General features: G+C 34.0%; 17 protein-coding genes, 1 pseudogene and 1 riboswitch. Of the genes and pseudogenes, 1 reads left to right on the plus strand and 17 read right to left on the minus strand.

All coding sequences use genetic code 11. The features are described from left to right. Positions 1-94: 94 nt before the first annotated feature. The 6 genes from EM4838_RS11260 to EM4838_RS11285 all read right to left on the minus strand — a co-directional run bounded on the left by EM4838_RS11260 (position 95) and on the right by EM4838_RS11285 (position 6625). Positions 95-871 carry an ABC transporter ATP-binding protein gene (locus EM4838_RS11260; protein WP_071866928.1) on the minus strand — a complete coding sequence of 259 codons (777 nt, stop codon included), beginning with the start codon at positions 869-871 and terminating at the stop codon, positions 95-97. A 13-nt stretch (positions 872-884) separates the two neighbouring features. Then, positions 885-1409, minus strand: coding sequence for an ATP:cob(I)alamin adenosyltransferase (locus EM4838_RS11265; protein ID WP_071866945.1), 525 nt, complete (start codon positions 1407-1409; stop codon positions 885-887). Positions 1410-1422: 13 nt separating this feature from the next. After that, positions 1423-2421, minus strand: a complete 999-nt coding sequence (locus EM4838_RS11270) for a FecCD family ABC transporter permease (protein WP_071866943.1) — start codon at positions 2419-2421, stop codon at positions 1423-1425. After that, entirely contained in the window at positions 2414-3385 is a 972-nt protein-coding gene (locus EM4838_RS11275; RefSeq protein WP_472312141.1) for an ABC transporter substrate-binding protein, read from the minus strand. Before EM4838_RS11275 ends, EM4838_RS11270 begins: the two co-directional genes overlap by 8 nt. A gap of 186 nt (positions 3386-3571) precedes the next feature. Further along, positions 3572-3748, minus strand: a riboswitch (cobalamin riboswitch). 424 nt (positions 3749-4172) lie between these two features. Next, a complete protein-coding gene (locus tag EM4838_RS11280) occupies positions 4173-5066 on the minus strand; it encodes a hypothetical protein (RefSeq protein ID WP_071866927.1) in 894 nt (297 codons plus the stop codon). Continuing rightward, positions 5063-6625, minus strand: coding sequence for a hypothetical protein (locus EM4838_RS11285; protein WP_071866926.1), 1563 nt, complete (start codon positions 6623-6625; stop codon positions 5063-5065). The genes EM4838_RS11280 and EM4838_RS11285 overlap by 4 nt, the downstream gene beginning before the upstream one ends. Positions 6626-7086: 461 nt before the next feature. On the opposite strand from EM4838_RS11285, the gene EM4838_RS11290 reads away from it, so the two are divergent. Beyond that, entirely contained in the window at positions 7087-7722 is a 636-nt protein-coding gene (locus EM4838_RS11290) for a VanZ family protein (protein ID WP_071866925.1), read from the plus strand. 94 nt (positions 7723-7816) lie between these two features. Here the strand turns inward: EM4838_RS11290 and EM4838_RS11295 are convergent. From EM4838_RS11295 to EM4838_RS11350, 11 genes and pseudogenes are all read right to left on the minus strand, one after another. Then, positions 7817-7942, minus strand: a pseudogene (locus tag EM4838_RS11295) (family 1 glycosylhydrolase); the annotation flags it as partial. Between the two features lie 3 nt (positions 7943-7945). Then, positions 7946-8149: a hypothetical protein gene (locus EM4838_RS11300; RefSeq protein ID WP_071866924.1), complete on the minus strand. Its 204-nt coding sequence runs from the start codon at positions 8147-8149 to the stop codon at positions 7946-7948. Next, positions 8134-8754 carry a bis(5'-nucleosyl)-tetraphosphatase (symmetrical) YqeK gene (gene yqeK, locus EM4838_RS11305; RefSeq protein ID WP_071866923.1) on the minus strand — a complete coding sequence of 207 codons (621 nt, stop codon included), beginning with the start codon at positions 8752-8754 and terminating at the stop codon, positions 8134-8136. Before yqeK ends, EM4838_RS11300 begins: the two co-directional genes overlap by 16 nt. A gap of 397 nt (positions 8755-9151) precedes the next feature. Beyond that, positions 9152-9637, minus strand: a complete 486-nt coding sequence (locus tag EM4838_RS11310; RefSeq protein ID WP_071866922.1) for a DUF2247 family protein — start codon at positions 9635-9637, stop codon at positions 9152-9154. Between the two features lie 12 nt (positions 9638-9649). Continuing rightward, complete coding sequence (locus EM4838_RS11315; RefSeq protein WP_071866921.1) at positions 9650-11002, minus strand: T7SS effector LXG polymorphic toxin; 1353 nt, start codon at positions 11000-11002, stop codon at positions 9650-9652. Continuing rightward, entirely contained in the window at positions 10993-11340 is a 348-nt protein-coding gene (locus EM4838_RS11320) for a hypothetical protein (RefSeq protein ID WP_019723676.1), read from the minus strand. Before EM4838_RS11320 ends, EM4838_RS11315 begins: the two co-directional genes overlap by 10 nt. Before the next feature lie 1420 nt (positions 11341-12760). Then, positions 12761-12991 (minus strand): hypothetical protein, encoded by a 231-nt coding sequence (locus EM4838_RS11325; protein WP_071866920.1) that lies wholly within the window; start codon positions 12989-12991, stop codon positions 12761-12763. 22 nt (positions 12992-13013) lie between these two features. Beyond that, complete coding sequence (locus tag EM4838_RS17005) at positions 13014-13373, minus strand: reverse transcriptase domain-containing protein (RefSeq protein WP_081367434.1); 360 nt, start codon at positions 13371-13373, stop codon at positions 13014-13016. A gap of 681 nt (positions 13374-14054) precedes the next feature. Then, on the minus strand, positions 14055-15971 hold the full coding sequence (locus EM4838_RS11340) for a UvrD-helicase domain-containing protein (RefSeq protein WP_071866917.1): 1917 nt from the start codon (positions 15969-15971) through the stop codon (positions 14055-14057). Then, complete coding sequence (locus EM4838_RS11345) at positions 15953-18022, minus strand: ATP-dependent nuclease (RefSeq protein ID WP_071866916.1); 2070 nt, start codon at positions 18020-18022, stop codon at positions 15953-15955. Before EM4838_RS11345 ends, EM4838_RS11340 begins: the two co-directional genes overlap by 19 nt. 24 nt (positions 18023-18046) lie before the next feature. Next, positions 18047-18451, minus strand: coding sequence for a hypothetical protein (locus EM4838_RS11350; RefSeq protein WP_071866915.1), 405 nt, complete (start codon positions 18449-18451; stop codon positions 18047-18049). Between the last annotated feature and the right edge of the window lie 16 nt (positions 18452-18467).

The raw sequence follows: 18467 nt of genomic DNA on the forward strand, positions 1-18467 counted from the left end.
TACGCCAAATAATGCGATAAAACGATTATGTATAAAAAAACTAAGACTTCGCTCAAAGTCTTAGTTTTTTACATATCAACTTTTGTTCTTTTCCTTACCCATCCCCCAACTTCTCCCAAATCTCACTCTGCTCCTGAAAATGCTTCACTAGATCCACATCAAAGATATCTTTGAGTAGTTTTCTTGAAGCTGTTTCCAAAAATGGGCCCTGCTTGATGACTTGGCCTGCTTTCATGAACAAGACTTGGTCGCTTAAAGAAAGGGCTAAGCGGATATCGTGGAAGACTCCAATGATTGTTTTGTCTTGGTTCTTGCCCCAGTCTTTTAAATAGCCGATGAGTTCGAGTTGGTGCTTGATATCAAGATGATTATTGGGTTCGTCTAGTAATAAGATATCTGGATCTTGAGCTAATACTTTGGCTAGGAAGACGCGTTGCTTTTGGCCACCGGAAAGTTGGTTGACTGGGTGGTCTTTCAATTCTAACAAATTGGTTAGAGCCAAGCACTCCATGACTTTTTCTCGGTCTTCTGCTGTGGTGACTGACCATAGCCCATGTTTGATGTGCGTATAACGCCCCATCATGACGGTTTCATAGACGGTATAATCAAAAGCAATGGTTGAAAACTGGCTGAGTAAGGCGACTTTCCGTGCGGCTTCTTTACGCTTCATTGTGCGGACTTCTTTTCCATCGATCGTGATCGATCCTTCGTAGGAAAGGATGCCTGAAATTGATTTCAATACGGTCGTCTTGCCACAGCCGTTAGGTCCTAGGATACATAGGTTCTCACCTTTGTTCAGCTCGAAGGAGACTTCTTTGATGATTTTTACTGAGCCATAGCCAGCTGTGACTTGCGATAGCTTCAAGGTCATCACTTTTCCTCCTTTAGCGGTAATTTCTGCTGACAAAAGGAATTTCTGCTACGTCGTCTTCTCGGTTGAATTTCATCGCAATCATGAAGAAATAACCCGACAATAAATTGAAAAAGTCTAGCAAGCCTGAATCGACTTTTTTCCCTTGATAAAGATGGCGATACAGCAAACGAACGATTACTTTACAATCGACACGCAAGATATGAGCCAACGCACCTCGTTCACTTCCTTGAGGCAAGAAAAATGGTCCGCTTTGGTTTGTTCTTTCCGCATTCAATTCATCGACACGACTCTTTAACCAGTCGATTTCTTCTTGCGTGATCGTCATTTTTGTACGCACGCACGCATTGGCATGGTAAACCAATTCACCGATTTTCTCTAACTCTTCGTAAAAAGGAGAATCTTCACACTTTGCGCGTAATAGCCCGATTTCTGAAGATAAACGATCGGTGTGTAATTCATAATCGCAGCGTAAATCATCTGCATCGTCTGCTAAAAATGGATAAGCCTCATAAGGGCTTCGATAAATATCTTTCATAGTTGTAAAACACTCACTTTCGTTTGAAATAAACATAGGCAAAAAATGGCGCACCAATCAGTGCTGTAACAGCGCCGATCGGAATTTCTTGGGGAGATAATAGCGTTCGAGAAATCGTATCCCCAACCACCATCATACTGCCACCTAATAGTGCTGCTCCTGGAATGACCCAACGATGACTGGCACCGAAGTAACGGCGGATGACATGGGGGGCAATCAGATCAACAAATCCGATCACGCCGACAAATGAAACCGCACTTCCTGCAAGTAAAGCCGCAAGGACCATCACCCATAGCTTGATTGTTCGGACATCTACACCAGAAATCAACGCCTCTTCTTCACCTAAAGATAACACATCTAAACTTCTAGCAGAGAACCAAAGAGCGATTGTTCCAAATAGTAAGATAGGTAAAAAAATTTGGATTTTTGCCCACGTGCTTCCTGAAAAGCTGCCCATTTGCCAGAAAACTAACTGCTGTAAATGATCTTTGAACAATGCCGTGACGATCGTCAACATCGCGCCCACAAATAAGGTCATAACCATTCCCACTAAAATAACTGTTTGGTTCGATAATTGCTGATCCAATCTTTGACTCATCGCCAAAACAATAAACACAGTTGCTAAACCAAAAATAAAGCCTGTGAGAGGTAATGTGAAATTCGGGAACAACGGTAAAGTGATCCCTGAAACAATGATCAACGCAGCGCCAAGTGATGCCCCTGATGACACACCTAGCGTATAAGCAGAAGCCAACGGATTACCTAATAAGGATTGCATGACCGTTCCACTAACAGCCAAAGCAGCTCCTACAAGAAACGCCAAAACCACTCTCGGCAGGCGAACCTGCCAAAGAATGGTGACGATCGTTGCATCTAGCTGTTTGTCTCCTCTTGAAAATAATGCTTGTATCAATGTATCAAAAGGAATGGATACACTCCCGATTTTGATCCCAAAGAATACTACGATGATACTCAAGACAACTGCTAACAGCAACCGACTTTGTTTATTCATTTTCCAACGATTTGTATTCATCAGGGTAGATTGCTAATGCCATTTCTTTTAAGGCTTTTGTCATATGGTGGTTTGGTAAAGAGCTCGCAGCGTTATCGATATAGAATACTGCTTCATTTTTCACCGCAGGAACGTCTTTCCAGGTTCCACGATCTAAGATTTCTTGCACGGCATCATCTAAGTAATTTACGTTCGTCAAAATTACATCTGGCTTACTAGCAATCGCAGCTTCTTCTGTTACTGGAATCCAGCTTTCTTGATCTGCTAAGACATTTTCTGCACCTACAAGTTCGATCATTTCATTCAAGTAAACGCCTTTACCAAAGCTATAGATTTCAGGTAATGCGCTAATTTCAAACAATACTTTTTTCTTATCTGTAATCGTTTCACCAATTTCTTTAATCTCATCGATTTCTTTGTTCATTGTATCGACTAATTCTTGTCCTTTTTCATGCTCTTGTAAAGTATCCGCGATAAATTGGACATCTAATGCAATATCTTCAATAGTATTACTTGTTGGAATGTTCACGACAGTAATTCCTGCATCTTTTACTTGAGACCAGACATTTTCAGAGCCATGCAGACTGATATCTGAAACATAGATCACTTGTGGGTTCAATGAAATCAATGTTTCTGCATCCACAGCCATCATATCGATTTGTGGCAGCTCATCAAGTTCTTCCGTCATTGCCGGACTTTGTGTGTCAACAGCTACTAATTGATCTTTACGTCCTAGATCATCGATCACTTGTGTAACTGAAGGAACTAAAGAAACCATTTTATCCACTTCTTCAGGAATCTCGATTTCTTCACCCCCACGATCTTTTGTCGGCAAAGCAACTTCTGAAGCTGTCGTTGTTTCTGCTGTTTGGCTTGTTTCGTTGTTATTATTTGAGCAAGCACTCAACCCAAAGACTACGCTCAATCCCAATACAGCAACTAATTTCGATAATTTTTTCATCATCTATTCCCACTTTCTTTGACTCATTTTTACTTTTCCCAGTGATCACTTTGTTTACGATAGCCCTTTCATTTCCATACTCTTACCAAACAACCTTTTTTAAAAGTAAATAAAAACTGCCTTTCCTTTTACAGGAGAAGACAGTTTGATTGATCACACAAAAAAACGCTTGATCTTTCTCCTACAAAAGAACATGATTGCCGTTAAACCGGTCTCCTGACTTGGCTTCCTTTTACTCCCAACCCTTCCAGAATGATCTGTGGTCCTATTGGTTTCATCCACCTTACAGTAGGTAGGTCTGTAGAGGACTTTCACCTCTTTCCCTGACATCTAATCGGCTATTTTATTTTAAATTCACTTTTATTCACTCATTTATCTTTTGGAAATTTTAGCTCTATCAACAAAAGTATCTCCGCCAATACTTTAACATATGGATTTCATAAAAGATATACGAAAATCAAGCGAAAAGAGCTACAAAACACCTTATTTTCAACAAAAATATATTATTTTCTGTTTTTTAAAATGGCATTCATTCATAGTATAAAAAACTGAGGACACTGTATCATTTGTTGATTTATCTAACGTTTTTTATTTTAATAAAACAAAGCTGTTGATAGGCATCCCTATCATGTAAGTGTAAGGTAAAAGGACAAGAATTTGTTAAAAATCATGCAAAAATTTTATATGTTATTCATTAGAAAAAGGAAAGATCTATCTTTTTCAGTCGATTTATTTTTACTATCCAAGCCAAAATTTACATTTAGTTAGACGTTGAGACCAAGGGTTTGGGCTATTTATTCTCATTCACTTCTTTGGCTGTTCCTTTGATATGCTTGTTGAAATATTTTTCTCCATACCATTCAAGTTGCGTCTTTCCTTCCCAATCACGATACTCTTCTTGAAACTTATTTTTATAGTATCCATACAATAAATACGGAAAGGAAATATGCACCTCTGCTGCAGTAAAACTGATATTTACAATCATCCACATTATTACAGTACTTGAAATAGTAGTAATATCCGAGGAATCATTTAGTCCACTAGGAAAAATAAAATTTAAAAGTATTATTATTGCCCAAAAGATTCCACCAAGTTTATAGCAAAATGTGATTATTCTTTCAATAAATTTTGAAAAATGATTTTTTGAATCGTGGTTACCGAATAATTGTTTAGCAAGACGATACAATTTTTTCTCAAAAATGATATAACCACTTAAAATCTGAAACAAAATTAAAATAAGTATGCCGAAAATCGTAAGTGGTTCGATAAAGAATGTAATGAAGAACAAATTTATGCTTAGCATCAGCCAAATCATGTAGTTATTTAAATTAATAAAAATAAAGTAAAATCTCGTTCCATCATTCATTTTAGTGATCATAAAAATACTAATTACTAAAAATATCAACAAACCAAACCAAAAAATAGTCATTGAAACAAAATTAACTTTTGGTTCCTTAAATAATTGATGTAACACTTCAGTCTCCATCCATGAATTAATTAAGTAGTACAATCCATAGATAAGTAAAATCATAAGTATATAAATAATTAATTGAAATAGAGGATGAAGTTTTCTTTTCTCTTGCTCTTGTATCTTAATACCAGCATACAAATCTTTAACAAAACGATCATCTTCTAAATGTAAACTTTCCTCAAAAGTAGCTGAAAAAAATCTTTTGATATTCATTGTGATACTCCTCTATAACTAGGTATATATACAGACTTCATTTTTTTACCAAAAGGTTTTCCAGAAGCAATAACATTCCAGTTTGTACTTCTTAGCTTTAAATTATCCAACTCTAATTTATTTTTACTTTTTCCATTATCTTCTTTTTGATAAACTGAATTCTTCCATTTATCATATCTGTCGGGCCATACTGACTGTACAATTGAATTTCCTAACCCAAAAAGCCCTCCAACAACACAGCCCACAAAAGCACCAGTAGCATTACCTGCTCCGGGTACAATAGTCCCCACAACTCCACCAATTTTCGCTCCTATAGTCATCCCCTCCAACGGTCCTATACTTTTAACCATATCAATCCCTCCGCCCTTTACTGCTTTTCCTACACTACCTGTTTTTCCATACTCATTTACTGCACTTGAAACAAATGTCACACCTAATTGTGCATAAGTAGCTACTTGGCCTGCTGTTCCTATTCCTTTGGCGATACCCCATTTTTTAGCTCCTTGTATCAAGTGGGAGTTCTTCAACCCTTCGCTGACGTAGGTTTTTACGGGCGAGGTAAATTTAGTGAAATTTTGATAAGCTTTGCCTATCGTATCGATTTTAGGAATCCATTTCCCTTGAGCAACAGTTTTACCGAACATTTCATATTTTGTAAGAAAGCTAAATAATCTAGTTTTCACCCCTGAAGGTAGATAATTGGTAAGCATCCAAAATTCATCGTTGGATGCCAGCTTGTTTATCAATGCATCAGGATAATTTTTGATCAACATTTCGAACCGTTTGACTGCATCGGTTTTCCCTTCTTTCAGGGGTTGGACCAATTTTTCAATCTCCGCATACAGTTCTAAGTAGGCATTATTTGAAGATTCTTCCAACAAAACTTGTCCGTTTGGTTGGTACTTCTCAAACCAACTCCCATCCACTCCTTTCGGCAATACATAACTTCCATCTGCCTTTACGGTAGTTTGATTCAGGACTAAGACACTTTGCATAGCGAGTTTTAATTCCAGTAGACTGTTGTTGAACAGTCCACTGGTTTGAGAGTTAAAGGCATTGAGTTTTTGCTGTTTGCGTTGCAACTTATAGATGTCTTCTTGCAGACTGTCTGACATTCTCATCAGGTTGCGATGGAAATCGGTCAGCATTTCTGTGATGCCTGGTAAGATACTTGTATTAGCGATGTGCCTGATTGTCTGCGCATGGGTTTCAATCGATTGTTTAGCAAATGATTTAGCACGAATCTGTCCACTTAAATTCTCTTCATCCAAGTATCCTTCACTAGCAACAATTTGATGCGCGGCGGAGTAAATATTCAAGTCTGTCTGAATCCCTTGTACCGCAGTGTTTACCCGATTGATCGTAGGAATAATCAACTCAGAAAACAGTCCTTTACCGGCTTGATAAGCCGCCCCAGAGAGTGTCTTTCCGTCAACTGCCTGAACAATTTGTTGGCTCCCTGTTCGTAGTTGATCGATCGTTGTCCGAGCAAGTGATAAATTAGTGGTCATATTACTCATTAAGTTAGAAGATTCGATTGCTGAATAGATTAATCCCATAATTTTTGTCCTTTCAATTAGATAAGTGATGGCTGTCTATTATTAATGTAGTACTTGATGGTATTTTCTCTTTGCACTTCTATTTATTTAACCCCATCTACTTCATTCATTATTACTATACGTAATTTTTTCCTATTTAAATTAAAATCGTTTGGATAAGAATCATCTACGTCGTATACGAACACTTTCAGTCTTATACGCACACGAAAACAGCCCTAAGATATTGGCATTCGATAAGTATCTAGGGCTATATTTTGCTAGTTATTCATTTTTATCAATCTTTTCTACGTGTCACAATTATTATTTAATACCAACTGTCTTCATCTTGTATCATTTACCAGTTTATCAGTATACTCATATGACTCCTAAAATAAGTCTACAGGCTGATGGCTAACGTCTCCTTCTATGAGATGATTATACAGACTAAATAATCATTAACTTAAAGAAAGAAGGCGAAAAAGATGATACAACAAATCGGATTCTGGGAATCCATAGTAGATATCTTGACTTTAAAACCTGTATTCTTCGTAGGACTACTAATTTTGGCAAGTTTTTTATTTTGGTTCACCAGAAAAAATAAAGGTTCTTTTAAATTGGTAAGCATTCTATCATCACTTTTATTGTTTTATTATATGAGTGTGACATTCTTCAATGTGTTCGGTGTTCCTACGCTTTATGGACTAAACAGAATCAGTGGGTTCGGCGAAAATATTTTCAATCCGAATATCAATCTTGTTCCTTTCATCGATGGAATAAATACAGGGTATATTCTCAATATTATTTGTTTTATACCCATCGGATTCTTATGTCCTTTAATTAGTCCCACGTATAGAAAATTCAGCTATTCTCTTTTGTTTGGCTTTTGCACTTCTTTATTGATTGAACTGAGTCAACTGTTTACGGTAGCTAGAGCAACAGATATCGACGATTTAACTTCAAATGTACTAGGAATGATTCTAGGTTATTTTCTGATTGAGGTCATCTTAAGAATGATCAATCATTCGTCAAATAAAATCCTTGATAAAACGTCTGATTTTTCATGGTCAATTCCTGTATTGGTCGTTTTTATTGCTTTCGCTAATACATTTTTTAGTTAATGCTTAAAGCTTACTACCTTAGAAACAACACCTCTAAAAAAAAGATAAGAATCCCAAAAATTGTTCTTCCAATTTTTGGGGTTCTTGCTTTTTATCATTCTATTCCGTTTGTTTCAATCACTCTTTTATACCAGTCAAATGATTTCTTTTTATATCTATTGCCGGTGCCTTTCCCTTCATCATCCAAGTCAACATAGATGAAGCCATACCGTTTCGACACTTATTACTGTTCTTTTTGAAAGGTCGGATGTTTTCTTCTTTTTCTTTTTTCTTCACTATCTTCCAGAGAAGAAACGGATTTTTGTATTTTCTCTGTTTCTTTTAAAGTTCTTTGGATTTGTAAAGACTGGTCTTCTTCAGGTAAATCAACATTATTTAAAATTTCACTATCATGATAAAAGTTTGGTAAATTTATAAATTCTGGCATATATCTCTCCCGTCCTCTCCTTTACTAACTGCCTTAGACAATGATTCATGTGCTTCTTTTAGCCATGGATGAACAACTTTGACGCCTTGATCCAATAGATATTTAATATAATACAATGCAGCACTTTCTAAAGAACATTCAAGTGCTGATAATAAACTGTCTAGATACGGAGGAATTCCATCTTGATCCCAACTTATTTTATCTGCAACGAACACAACTAAGTCTAGTTGAGTATACCTCCCCCTTAAAGTTGTATGACACTCAATTGCGGATAAAATCTCGTTGTCAGTGATGTCAAAAATCTTTTCTGCCATTTTTTTTGAGATCTTCTGGTGAATGATCATTGGAAATACCAACTCTTCTTGATTTAGTTCTATCCCCATTTCTTTTGCTATAGTAATTCTATGATTGTTTGGATAAATTGCGGATATATCGTGTAAATAACCCGCTATTTTGGCTTTTTCTCCATTGGTATTGTAATTTACAGCAAGTTTCTCCGCACAATCGCCGACTGCTATACAATGTTCATAAGTTTTTATATGATCATGTTCTTCAAGAAAACGATAAACATCATCTCTTAATGCCAAACTATTCACTATTGTCATTTTTTCCTCCATTTACTTACTATGTGTATTTTCAAATGAATTATTTACTACTTATGGTTATTAGAAAAATCGAGCCTTACATAGAAGAAATATACATAGAGAATTAGATATTTTATACTCTACTTTTAAATATATTCTTAATTTTTCTCCTGATTTAACAATTATCTCGGCCTTGCCTAAATACTGGATTTCTTTGCCAAAGGTTTGTTTTATGTAATTTAATTCCACTTCATAACTTTTCTTGATAAGTGTGTAATAACTTCATATGTAGAAAAAGAAACGATAAATTTGAATCGCTTCTTTTTGTTATTAACTATTGACGACTTGATTGCTCTAGGTGGTATATTTACTGGTCAAGACTTTACTATTTAATTTTAATTAGGAGTAAAGTGCTGTTTCATCTTTCATTAATTTTTTCATTTTCTGAATCTAAGAATTGATGGAATCTTTCTATCAAATCTTTTTTTGTAGTAGGAACTTCTTGAGGCATATAATTTATGAAGCTAACCATATCTTCTGGATACCCATTGTTATTATAGAATTCTGCAATTCCATTTAACAAATAATCTTCATCATTCATGGTATCATTTAATTTAGATAAATAAATAAATCTAAGTTTTTGTTCTTCAAATTTGTAATCATTACCGCCTTCATCCACATTAGGAAAGTACTTTCTTTTCAATTCAAATAACACTGATTGTAATGCGTCAGGTTTTATTCCCCATGCAAGTTCATTAATAAAATCATCATCATTTCCCTGATCCATTAGCTCTATCGCATAGTCAGAAATTACTTTTAGATCGAAAAATTTTTGAATTACTCCAACATAGATAGTTTTCCAACTATAGTTCACATCTTTTTCTTTAAAACATGCTAAATTCATTATTTTCTCCTTTTATTTTTTAGGAACTTGATTTGGTTTTCCAGTCAACGTACCACCATTTATAAATCTTCTATGGCTTATATTACCATTAGGTTCGACAATCCATTCAAAAACACCTATTTTTCCATTGTTACTTCCTTCAATTTGAAAAAATCTTCTACTAATTCCATCTCCACCAACTAAAGAATACTCATTTGCAATAGTTGGATAATTGTCAACAATGTTGCTAAATCCATGTTCTTTTGGAACATGTGGAAATTCCTTGTCTATAATTGGTTTGTCTAAAGGATCTTTTCCCCAAATTGGTTTTATATCATCAACTGTTGTTCCACCCCCGACTCGCTTGCCATCTAACACAGGACTCTTAAATTCAGAAATAACTTTCTGAGTAGCCCCACCAGTACTCTCACTATTAGATTTTTTCTTGACACTACCAACATCATCCATGCCATCTATTCTCGAAGCACCTTTGTTTCCATAATATGCACCCATCACAGTATCGCCAATATTCGTAAGAGTTCCTGACCATGCAGCATATTTGAATTTCTTTGCTTCTTCCTGGCTGATCTTCTTTCCTGTATAAGGATTGATTCCTATATTCGCACAAGCAATTGTTTTGCGATTGATTTCTTCTAGACTATCTGTACCTTTGATTAACTCAATCTCTTGATCTCCTGATTCAATAACCAAAGATACGTCTTTTTTTTTTTTCTCAAAATAACTTTTATTTGTACCTTTTGGTAATGAGTATGAGCCATCACTTTTGATTGTCGTATTATTTAATATTAATACGCCTTGCATCGCTATCTTCAACTCATTTAGACTATTAGCAAATAAACCGCTTGTTTGTGTATTGAAATCCTGTAGTTTTCTTAGTTGATTTTGTAAATGATCGATATCTTGTTGAAAGCTATCAGTCATTCGTTCCAAATCTCTTTGAACATTCAACAATGTATCTAGTACACTTGCAATTGGATTCAGTGTCGTTTGTAATCGGACGAAAAATAAGGTCTGGTCTACTGAGTTTTTCATTGTACGTGTGACTTGTATTTGTTGATTTAATTTATCTTCATTCAATTCGCCTTCACTTGCCACTATTTTATCGGTATTTTGGTATTTTTTCAATTCTTGTTCAATCTGTTCAATGGCATTTGTTGTGCGTGTAATCGTTGGAATGATCAAGTCCGCAAACAAGCCTTTGCCTGCTGTGTACGCCGCACCAGATAATTGCTGTCCGTCCACGGCTGAAACAACTTTTTGACTACCCGACTTCAATTGACTAACAGTTTCTTTACCACTTCCTAAATTACTTTTAAGCGCAGACATAAAGTCCGAAGATTCACTACTGACATAAATCAATCCCATGAGAGGTTTCTCCTCTGCGCCTGTAATTCTTCTCGTTCTACTTCTAATTTCTGTATCGCTTTATTATATGTAGCATTTAATTCCTCATTGGCTTGTCTTAATTGACGTTGAAAAATATGTTGTTTTGTTTCATTATTTTTATGTAACCACTGTGTTGAGGTATAACCTCGTTGCAATGCCTCATGGTTTGATTCAGCTAATTGACGAAAACCTCTCTGAAGTACCTCTTGCAACTGAAGCAGTTTTTCTTCTAATACACGTTTTTCATTCGATAATTTTTCTTGATGTTGTTCCACTTTGACAATTTCTTGTTGATTTTTTAGAATTTCATCATTCATTTACTTACCTCCATTCCATCTCATACATTTGATTTGAACCTTCCTAGAAGTAATGATTTTTACCGCTTTAGAGAACATTTCGCTACTTCCAAGATATAAATCTATAAATCGTATCACTATCGATCTTTACAAAGAAAGCGAATTCTACGTAAAGCTTACCAAATATACAAATCGAAAAATAAAAAATCTCATAAAATATAGTTTTGATATCATAATCGTGCAAGTCTTTGTAATTGTTCTTTTGAATATATAAAAATGCAAAAGAAAAAGGCTTACGCCCTTTACCAAAAAACTATGCGGAGTGTCTCTCTCTACGCCATGCGATTGCAATGTTGTTCAGTCACACATTCTACAATACCGTACCAGTCGGAGCGACCGCTGGCATATTGCAGCTTTACGAGATGTGGTCAGGCATGACAGCCTACAAATTCCACAGGAGCATTCGGTATATTTTGATTATTAATAGTATCAACATATACCGCCTTCTGCTACTCTCACGCGTTTCTTGTCTTATAGATTATTTCTAATCCCTTCACGGCGAAGGACTTCTTTGGATGTTTCCGCCAGTGTGAAATGCCAATCCCTTAGCAAATCTCTTCACGGAGAGGCTAAGTCTTATCAACTTAGCTTTCTATTGTCGTCCCGACAAGTTCGCTACCTTACATTTGGTCACACTTTGCACACGTTCTTTGTGTTCCAATGCTTTTACACTGGCTTTCTTCTTGTCACCAAGAATACTCACTTGATACGCAACAGTATCCCATTACGACATCAACAACGACTTATTCCCAAACGTTCCTTGACGAGTTGCTTAAACTCTTATACACAAGGTTCTGCATTAGTTTTTTGACAAAAAGAATAAACCTTTTAACATTTTTAAAATGATCATTATTTCATATATTTAACTGACATCAACGATATCATTCTTGCTCAACTTTATCATGAGTTCAAAAAATTTTCGTTCCTTAAATTAAAAAAAACGAAAAAAAGTGGAACAGTCATCAGATATTTTCTGATGATTGTCCCACACTCTTTATTTGATTGAACTCATCAGCAGTTCTTATTGACAAAGAGCCATAGTTATTACCCCACTGGCTCTTCCACTTAGAGTCTCTGGTATCATTATGTGGTTTTTACTGTCATACTAATAAAAAGAAATAGTTATCAAGTACAGTTTCTTCAATTAAAATCACATATTATAAGTGTTTTCGGTGTATATTTCGGTGTAAAAAATGGAGCATATAGGAAGCGAAATTAAAGTTCATTATTGCTTTAAACGAAAATAAATCACCATTAAGAAATTAGACATTATTATTAACTAAATCCAAAACATATTTTACTGGAATAACTTGGTTTAGAACTATTTCATCCTTAGTAAATCCTTTTGCAGCAATTCCGATAACTTTATTAGATTTATCAATTATTGGCCACCGCAATTTCCACTATGGATTTTAGCAAGTATTAATTCAAATGCTGTTAATCTTTTCCCCTCTCTTTTACCATCAACTTTTACTTCTTCTCCTCGAATTGTATTTCCAAGTCTATATTCAGGAAATCCAAGTAATTTGATTCCATCATTCTTAGAATATCTTTCACTATAATGAAAACCAATTTCTGGGTTTTCTTCAGGTATTAGGATTGCTACATCCATATCATAATTCCAATCTTTGCTTTCAAAATATCACTATATTTTCTCTGTAAAGTAATATAGTATCTTTTTCAAAAAGCAAATTATCAATTCCATAGGCAGTTATTTCATTTTTCATATTTTGTATTTCAAAACCATTTTCGTTTATTATTTGCTCAAGAGCAGTAGCAATTTCCACAAGATCGGAGCTCTTTTTAGCAATTTGGTGAGGAATTTTCAAATAGTGATATGAAATTGAAATATCGTAAGCATATCGAGTATAAACACATTTATATTTTCGGCAAAAACGATTTATTTGTTGATCCATTTTATGACAAATTATGTTTGAAATAATCGGTGACACTGGACTTCCTTGAGGTAACTCCCCATTAGGATGGCAGCAAATACTTGCTAATGTAGTGGCATCATTAGTATTAAATTTAAAATAGGTTTAAACATCGCGCGAACTCGTGCAAAATTAATACTTGGAAAGAAATTTTTTAAATCGATAGATAACACTGATTTCTGATTTAAGTGAAACTCGGCACCCATAACTAGATTACGTTTTTTAACAAATCCCATAGCCATGGGATACACGCGATAAGTCTCGTTGAGAATATCAGCCAGTATCCGTTGAATCCTTTTTAGAACTGGTTTAGGAGAGTAATTTATTCGGGTCGTACCATCCTTTTTCGGAATCTCAAACTGTTCATATTGATTTGGCATTTGGTTTATGAATAAATCCCATAGAGATACTTCTGGAATACTGAACAAATTGGCGATACTCTCGAAACCATTTAAACTTTAAATTTTTTTACTTTGCTATTTTCAGTCATAATAAACCTCAATCAATATATGTGTGCCAAACTCTACCTGTCTTATCTCTTCTGCCAACGGCCTCTTTCTACTTGGAGCTGCTCAACAATACTTCTTTATTGTGAAGTCATAAATATAAACATAACAAAAGTTACTACCTAGGCGATTGCACCTAGAAAATTTCAGTTTGGCACACACATAATTTTATATCAGCTGTTATATAATGTGAATCCTTTTTCTGTTTATGTTTAAAATGTCCACTATAAAACTATCAAATTAACTTGTCGCCATCAAATACACTATCTTCTCCAAACAATTCTATTGCCTTGCTAATAATATCACTGTTCTGAGTTGGCATAAAAACAACTAAGTTCCTTTTTGCTCTTGTGCAGCAAACATAAAACAATTTTGCACTTCTTTGCTTTACAGATTCATTTGTACTACCGGCATTAAAGAGTGTACGAAAATCATACTTATTCCATTTTCCATTATCTAAAACAACCAGAACATTATCGTATTCACTCCCTTTAACACTATGCTGTGTTCCAAAAGGTAAAAATTCCTTTTGGTACATAATTGAGTTTGTATACTCTTCAAATGGTAAATTTTTAATTCGATTCCACTGATAATGTCCTTTTCCATTAATAAAATTATTGAATATCTCATCTCTGATGGGCAAAAAATCATCTGCTGTTAGAATTACATCACCAATTGTCCTTTTTGCAGACTCAGATAATTCATTCATTTTCTTATTTAAAAGTACTTTTTGATCATGTTTTTCAATACTAATTTTTGCTGTTCTCAAAAATGAATTATACTTTTTAGCATGATATAACTCCAATAATTCATAAACTATATCAAGTTTTCTTAGTATAATATCTCTTTTGGATCCGACTTCAAACTGTCCTGTTAATCCATTATATTTGTACGAAAGCAAAGAATCTTTGTCAATATAAATTTCAACTACTTGTTCCCATGAACGTGATGCTAATGAAGAATAAAGGTTGCTATATACTTTATGCATTCTAATTACTTCTAATAGTAAAACACCTCTCCCTTTTGGAATCTGTGCTTCACTAGCTATCATTTCAAAAGTTTTGAAATCTGGATCAATATTTCCATTATTTACTTTCTTATTAATTTTAGTTATTAACTCAAAAATCAGATCAGAATCGTAAAGTTCATACAGATTCTGAAATCCCGCTTTTTCAGCATTTAATTTGTGAGTTAGCCATAATTCCTTTACAGTTTTACCATCTTTAAAATCCCAATTCGAAAAGAAAGTATTATGCCTCATTTCCTCAAGTGTATCTAGTGTTTCTCCAAAAACAAATTTCGTAGTACCTTCTATTACCCTCCCGAATTTCATATTGGGAGCACTAATATCATTAGACGGTACCTGTTCAATCTCATCTGTTCTCAACTTATTGGTTAAAGTAATAACAGTTTGTGGATTTCTTCTATTTTGAACTTTAGAAATTCTTCTCACCGATTCATCCTCAATTGAACCAACACCAGTATCATAGATTGCTTGCATGGAATCCCCAAAAAAACCAACTACAAAATCTTTTTTACTATTTTTTCTTACATGAGTTAATAAAATCTCTTTTATCAGGGGGCTTGTATCTTGATACTCATCAACAAAAATGTAATTAAAGCTATCTTTCAATATGTCGGATAACTTTCGATATTTTTTAAACATTCTTTCTGCTAGAACAAGAATATGATCATGACTTATTTTGCTCTCTTTATCGGAATTTAAATTATAATACTCGTCATAAATAATTTTGTTTCTTTTAAAGTAATTAACGTCAATCTCATCAGATTCATCAAACTCTCGAGGTTTTTTAAACATTTTTCTTTCATCACTCGAATCATTTATAAGCTCCACTAAAGTTTCTTTTATTTCTTTTTGAAACCGACAAATCATATTCCAAATAAATTCATGGATTGTTGATACCCACAATTTATCATTAGTGATTCTTGAGCGAATCTCACCAACAGCATTATTCGTATAGGTAATACACGCCATAGACTTTTGAGGATAGATTAATCCAATCTGTTCAATTAGTGAAATTAATGAGTATGTTTTACCACTGCCTGCACCTCCAGTTAAAATAAAATTCTCTTTATTTTCAATACAATTCAAAGCTGATTCAACTTCAACTTCTAACGATTTTTCAACCATATCAGCCCCTCCTTAATGTATTCGGGAACTTTCCACTCTATCTCATCTGTAACTCCATCAAAATAAAGAATCTCTGTGGCAAATGCTGATTTTTTATTTATACAATCCTTAGCAATAAGGTAATAGTCTTGATTTCCATTATTAATTTTCGTACAATTTTTTAAACCTTGCTCAAAGTTAACCTTGTTGGCAATAACAAAATCTAGATTAGTGCAAATAAATGCATCTTCAAAACTATTAGCCTGATAGTCATTCTCGCAAGTCTGGTATACAACGCAGTATTGATTATTAAAAATTTTTTTGGAGAGATCATTTGATCTGAGGTTATTAAACTGTTCAGGATCATCATCTAAGTTAAAAAAATCTTTTAGTGAAGCATTGGTCGTATGTGTAGCATCACAAGGTGAACAACCTTCCAATCTATTGTTTTTATTCTTTTTGGCAGCATCTATATCAGTAATAATTAGTACCGTTATGCCGAGAAAATCTATTAGGTGTTTAAATTTATGTGCGTAAGCCCCTGCCTCAATTATTGAGATATTTTGTGACGAAAGTGGGAGATAGTTATTCTCAACCCCTTCATCATCCTCCTTTGCCCCATTTTCATGTATCACTTCATCAATTTTTTTCATCATAAAAGGTAATAAAATTCTTTCTGTATCACCTTCAATGAAGATCGCTTTATCCGCGAAGAATAATTCAGACCGACTTAATGTAAGATATTGTTTCACGAATTTAAAAGCTTGTGTATCTCCTTCGTATTTTTTTTTCAAAATTTCGAAATTTTTTGACTCAATCCCATTAGAACCAAGCTTCAAATATCGAATATCGTCGAAATCACACTCAGAAACAATATGCGAAGAATGTGTACTCAAAACTGTTTGCAAAACTAATTTTATTTTCTTGTCTTCCATGCATCTTGTTTTAATTAGTTTTTTTATGTTCTTTATAAAAATGTATTGAAGTTGGGGATGAGTATGCGCCTCAGGTTCTTCAATGAATAATATATTGATATCCGAAACGCCGTTATCCTCATTCCCTAATTCAGATATTATTGTTTCTATTTCAAAAATCATACCAATTAGATTCAAATATCCCAATCCATTATAACTTTCCGGCAGATGTTTACCTGAATGTTCATAGTACAGCGTTGTATTTTCTTTTAAGAGCTCCTTATCTCCAATCGAAGATTGTATAGTAATTTTTGTTTCTTTGGATTGCCCACCGAAATCATTAACACTTTTTATGATGTCCGAGAAAATCCCTTGTTTGCTGTTATCTCCGTTATAAACTCTATTAAGTTGATCATCCATTTCCATAATTACTTCTTGAAATTCATCTACAACTAAAGTATCTGGATCATTCTTTAATTTGTAATATTTTGCTGATAAATTTGATAAAGAATGATCGTTAGCCTTGTTTGTAGCATCTCTATTAGCTTTAATATGCTTAAATTTAATAAGTTTATTTATTTCATTCATTCTAATTTCCTCAGATATCTCATCTGTAAGTTCTTTGGTTGAGCAATTATATCCTCTCGAATATCTTTGCATAGTGAAGTATTCCGAAGAATGCTTTTTCATAAACTTAGTAAATTTTATTTGATCATTTTCAGTGTTTGATATATTGATCATCTCTAAATCATTTTGTAGTTGTTGAATCTTATCTTCCTTACAAGAATAGTAAAACTCTAATACAACATAATTATTATCTTCTTCCAGATCCATCATAAAATTTTTAATATTCAGAAATGAGTCTTTCTCATTATAATTTATAAAGATAGTCATCTTTATCCCACCAAAATCTTGGATTCCATCTTCTCTTTTCACGTACTTGAAAATTTTTTGCCTAAAAGATTCTTGAAATTCTAAATTGAAGTCTTCCCATTTGAAAACACTATTATTGCAATTGAGTAAATTATCCATGATTGTCAATACAGAAGTCTTACCACAATTGTTTTTACCTACTACTAATGAAAGACCTTCTTTCAAATCAATTTCAAAATCCTTAAGTAATCTGAAGTTTTCCACCCTAACTTTTTCAATAATCATTTTTTTGCTCCTTAACTTTTTAGTTTAAATGCCTAAATTTAAGTCGTTGATTCCTTCCTTTTTTCGTATTCCCCAAAATTTTACCATCTCAGTTAATTCTTCTTTACCTCCATTTATCTCATATTTCATTTTTACTTCAGTAACAGCAATCTTTATCTCTTCAAAAACTCTAGTTATTTTATCCATCCTGTCTTTTTGCCTAGGAGCAAGTATGGACGTTTCAAAATATCTTTCATTTCTACCAACAAGAAAACTTGCTTCTCTGGTCGTTATACCATTCGAATATAGGTAGTTGCTGATTTCCTTTTGCAAAAATGACCTGTTTATGTACCTAAAATCATGGTTAATCAATTCTAGATGATTTTTCCTATTGTGTTTCCAAAAGTTTTCCACATATTTCTCTATCTTAGGAATATCTAAATTTGTCATTTATAATAAGTACTTT

It is taken from the genome of Enterococcus mundtii (assembly GCF_002813755.1).
GTDB lineage: Bacteria > Bacillota > Bacilli > Lactobacillales > Enterococcaceae > Enterococcus_B > Enterococcus_B mundtii.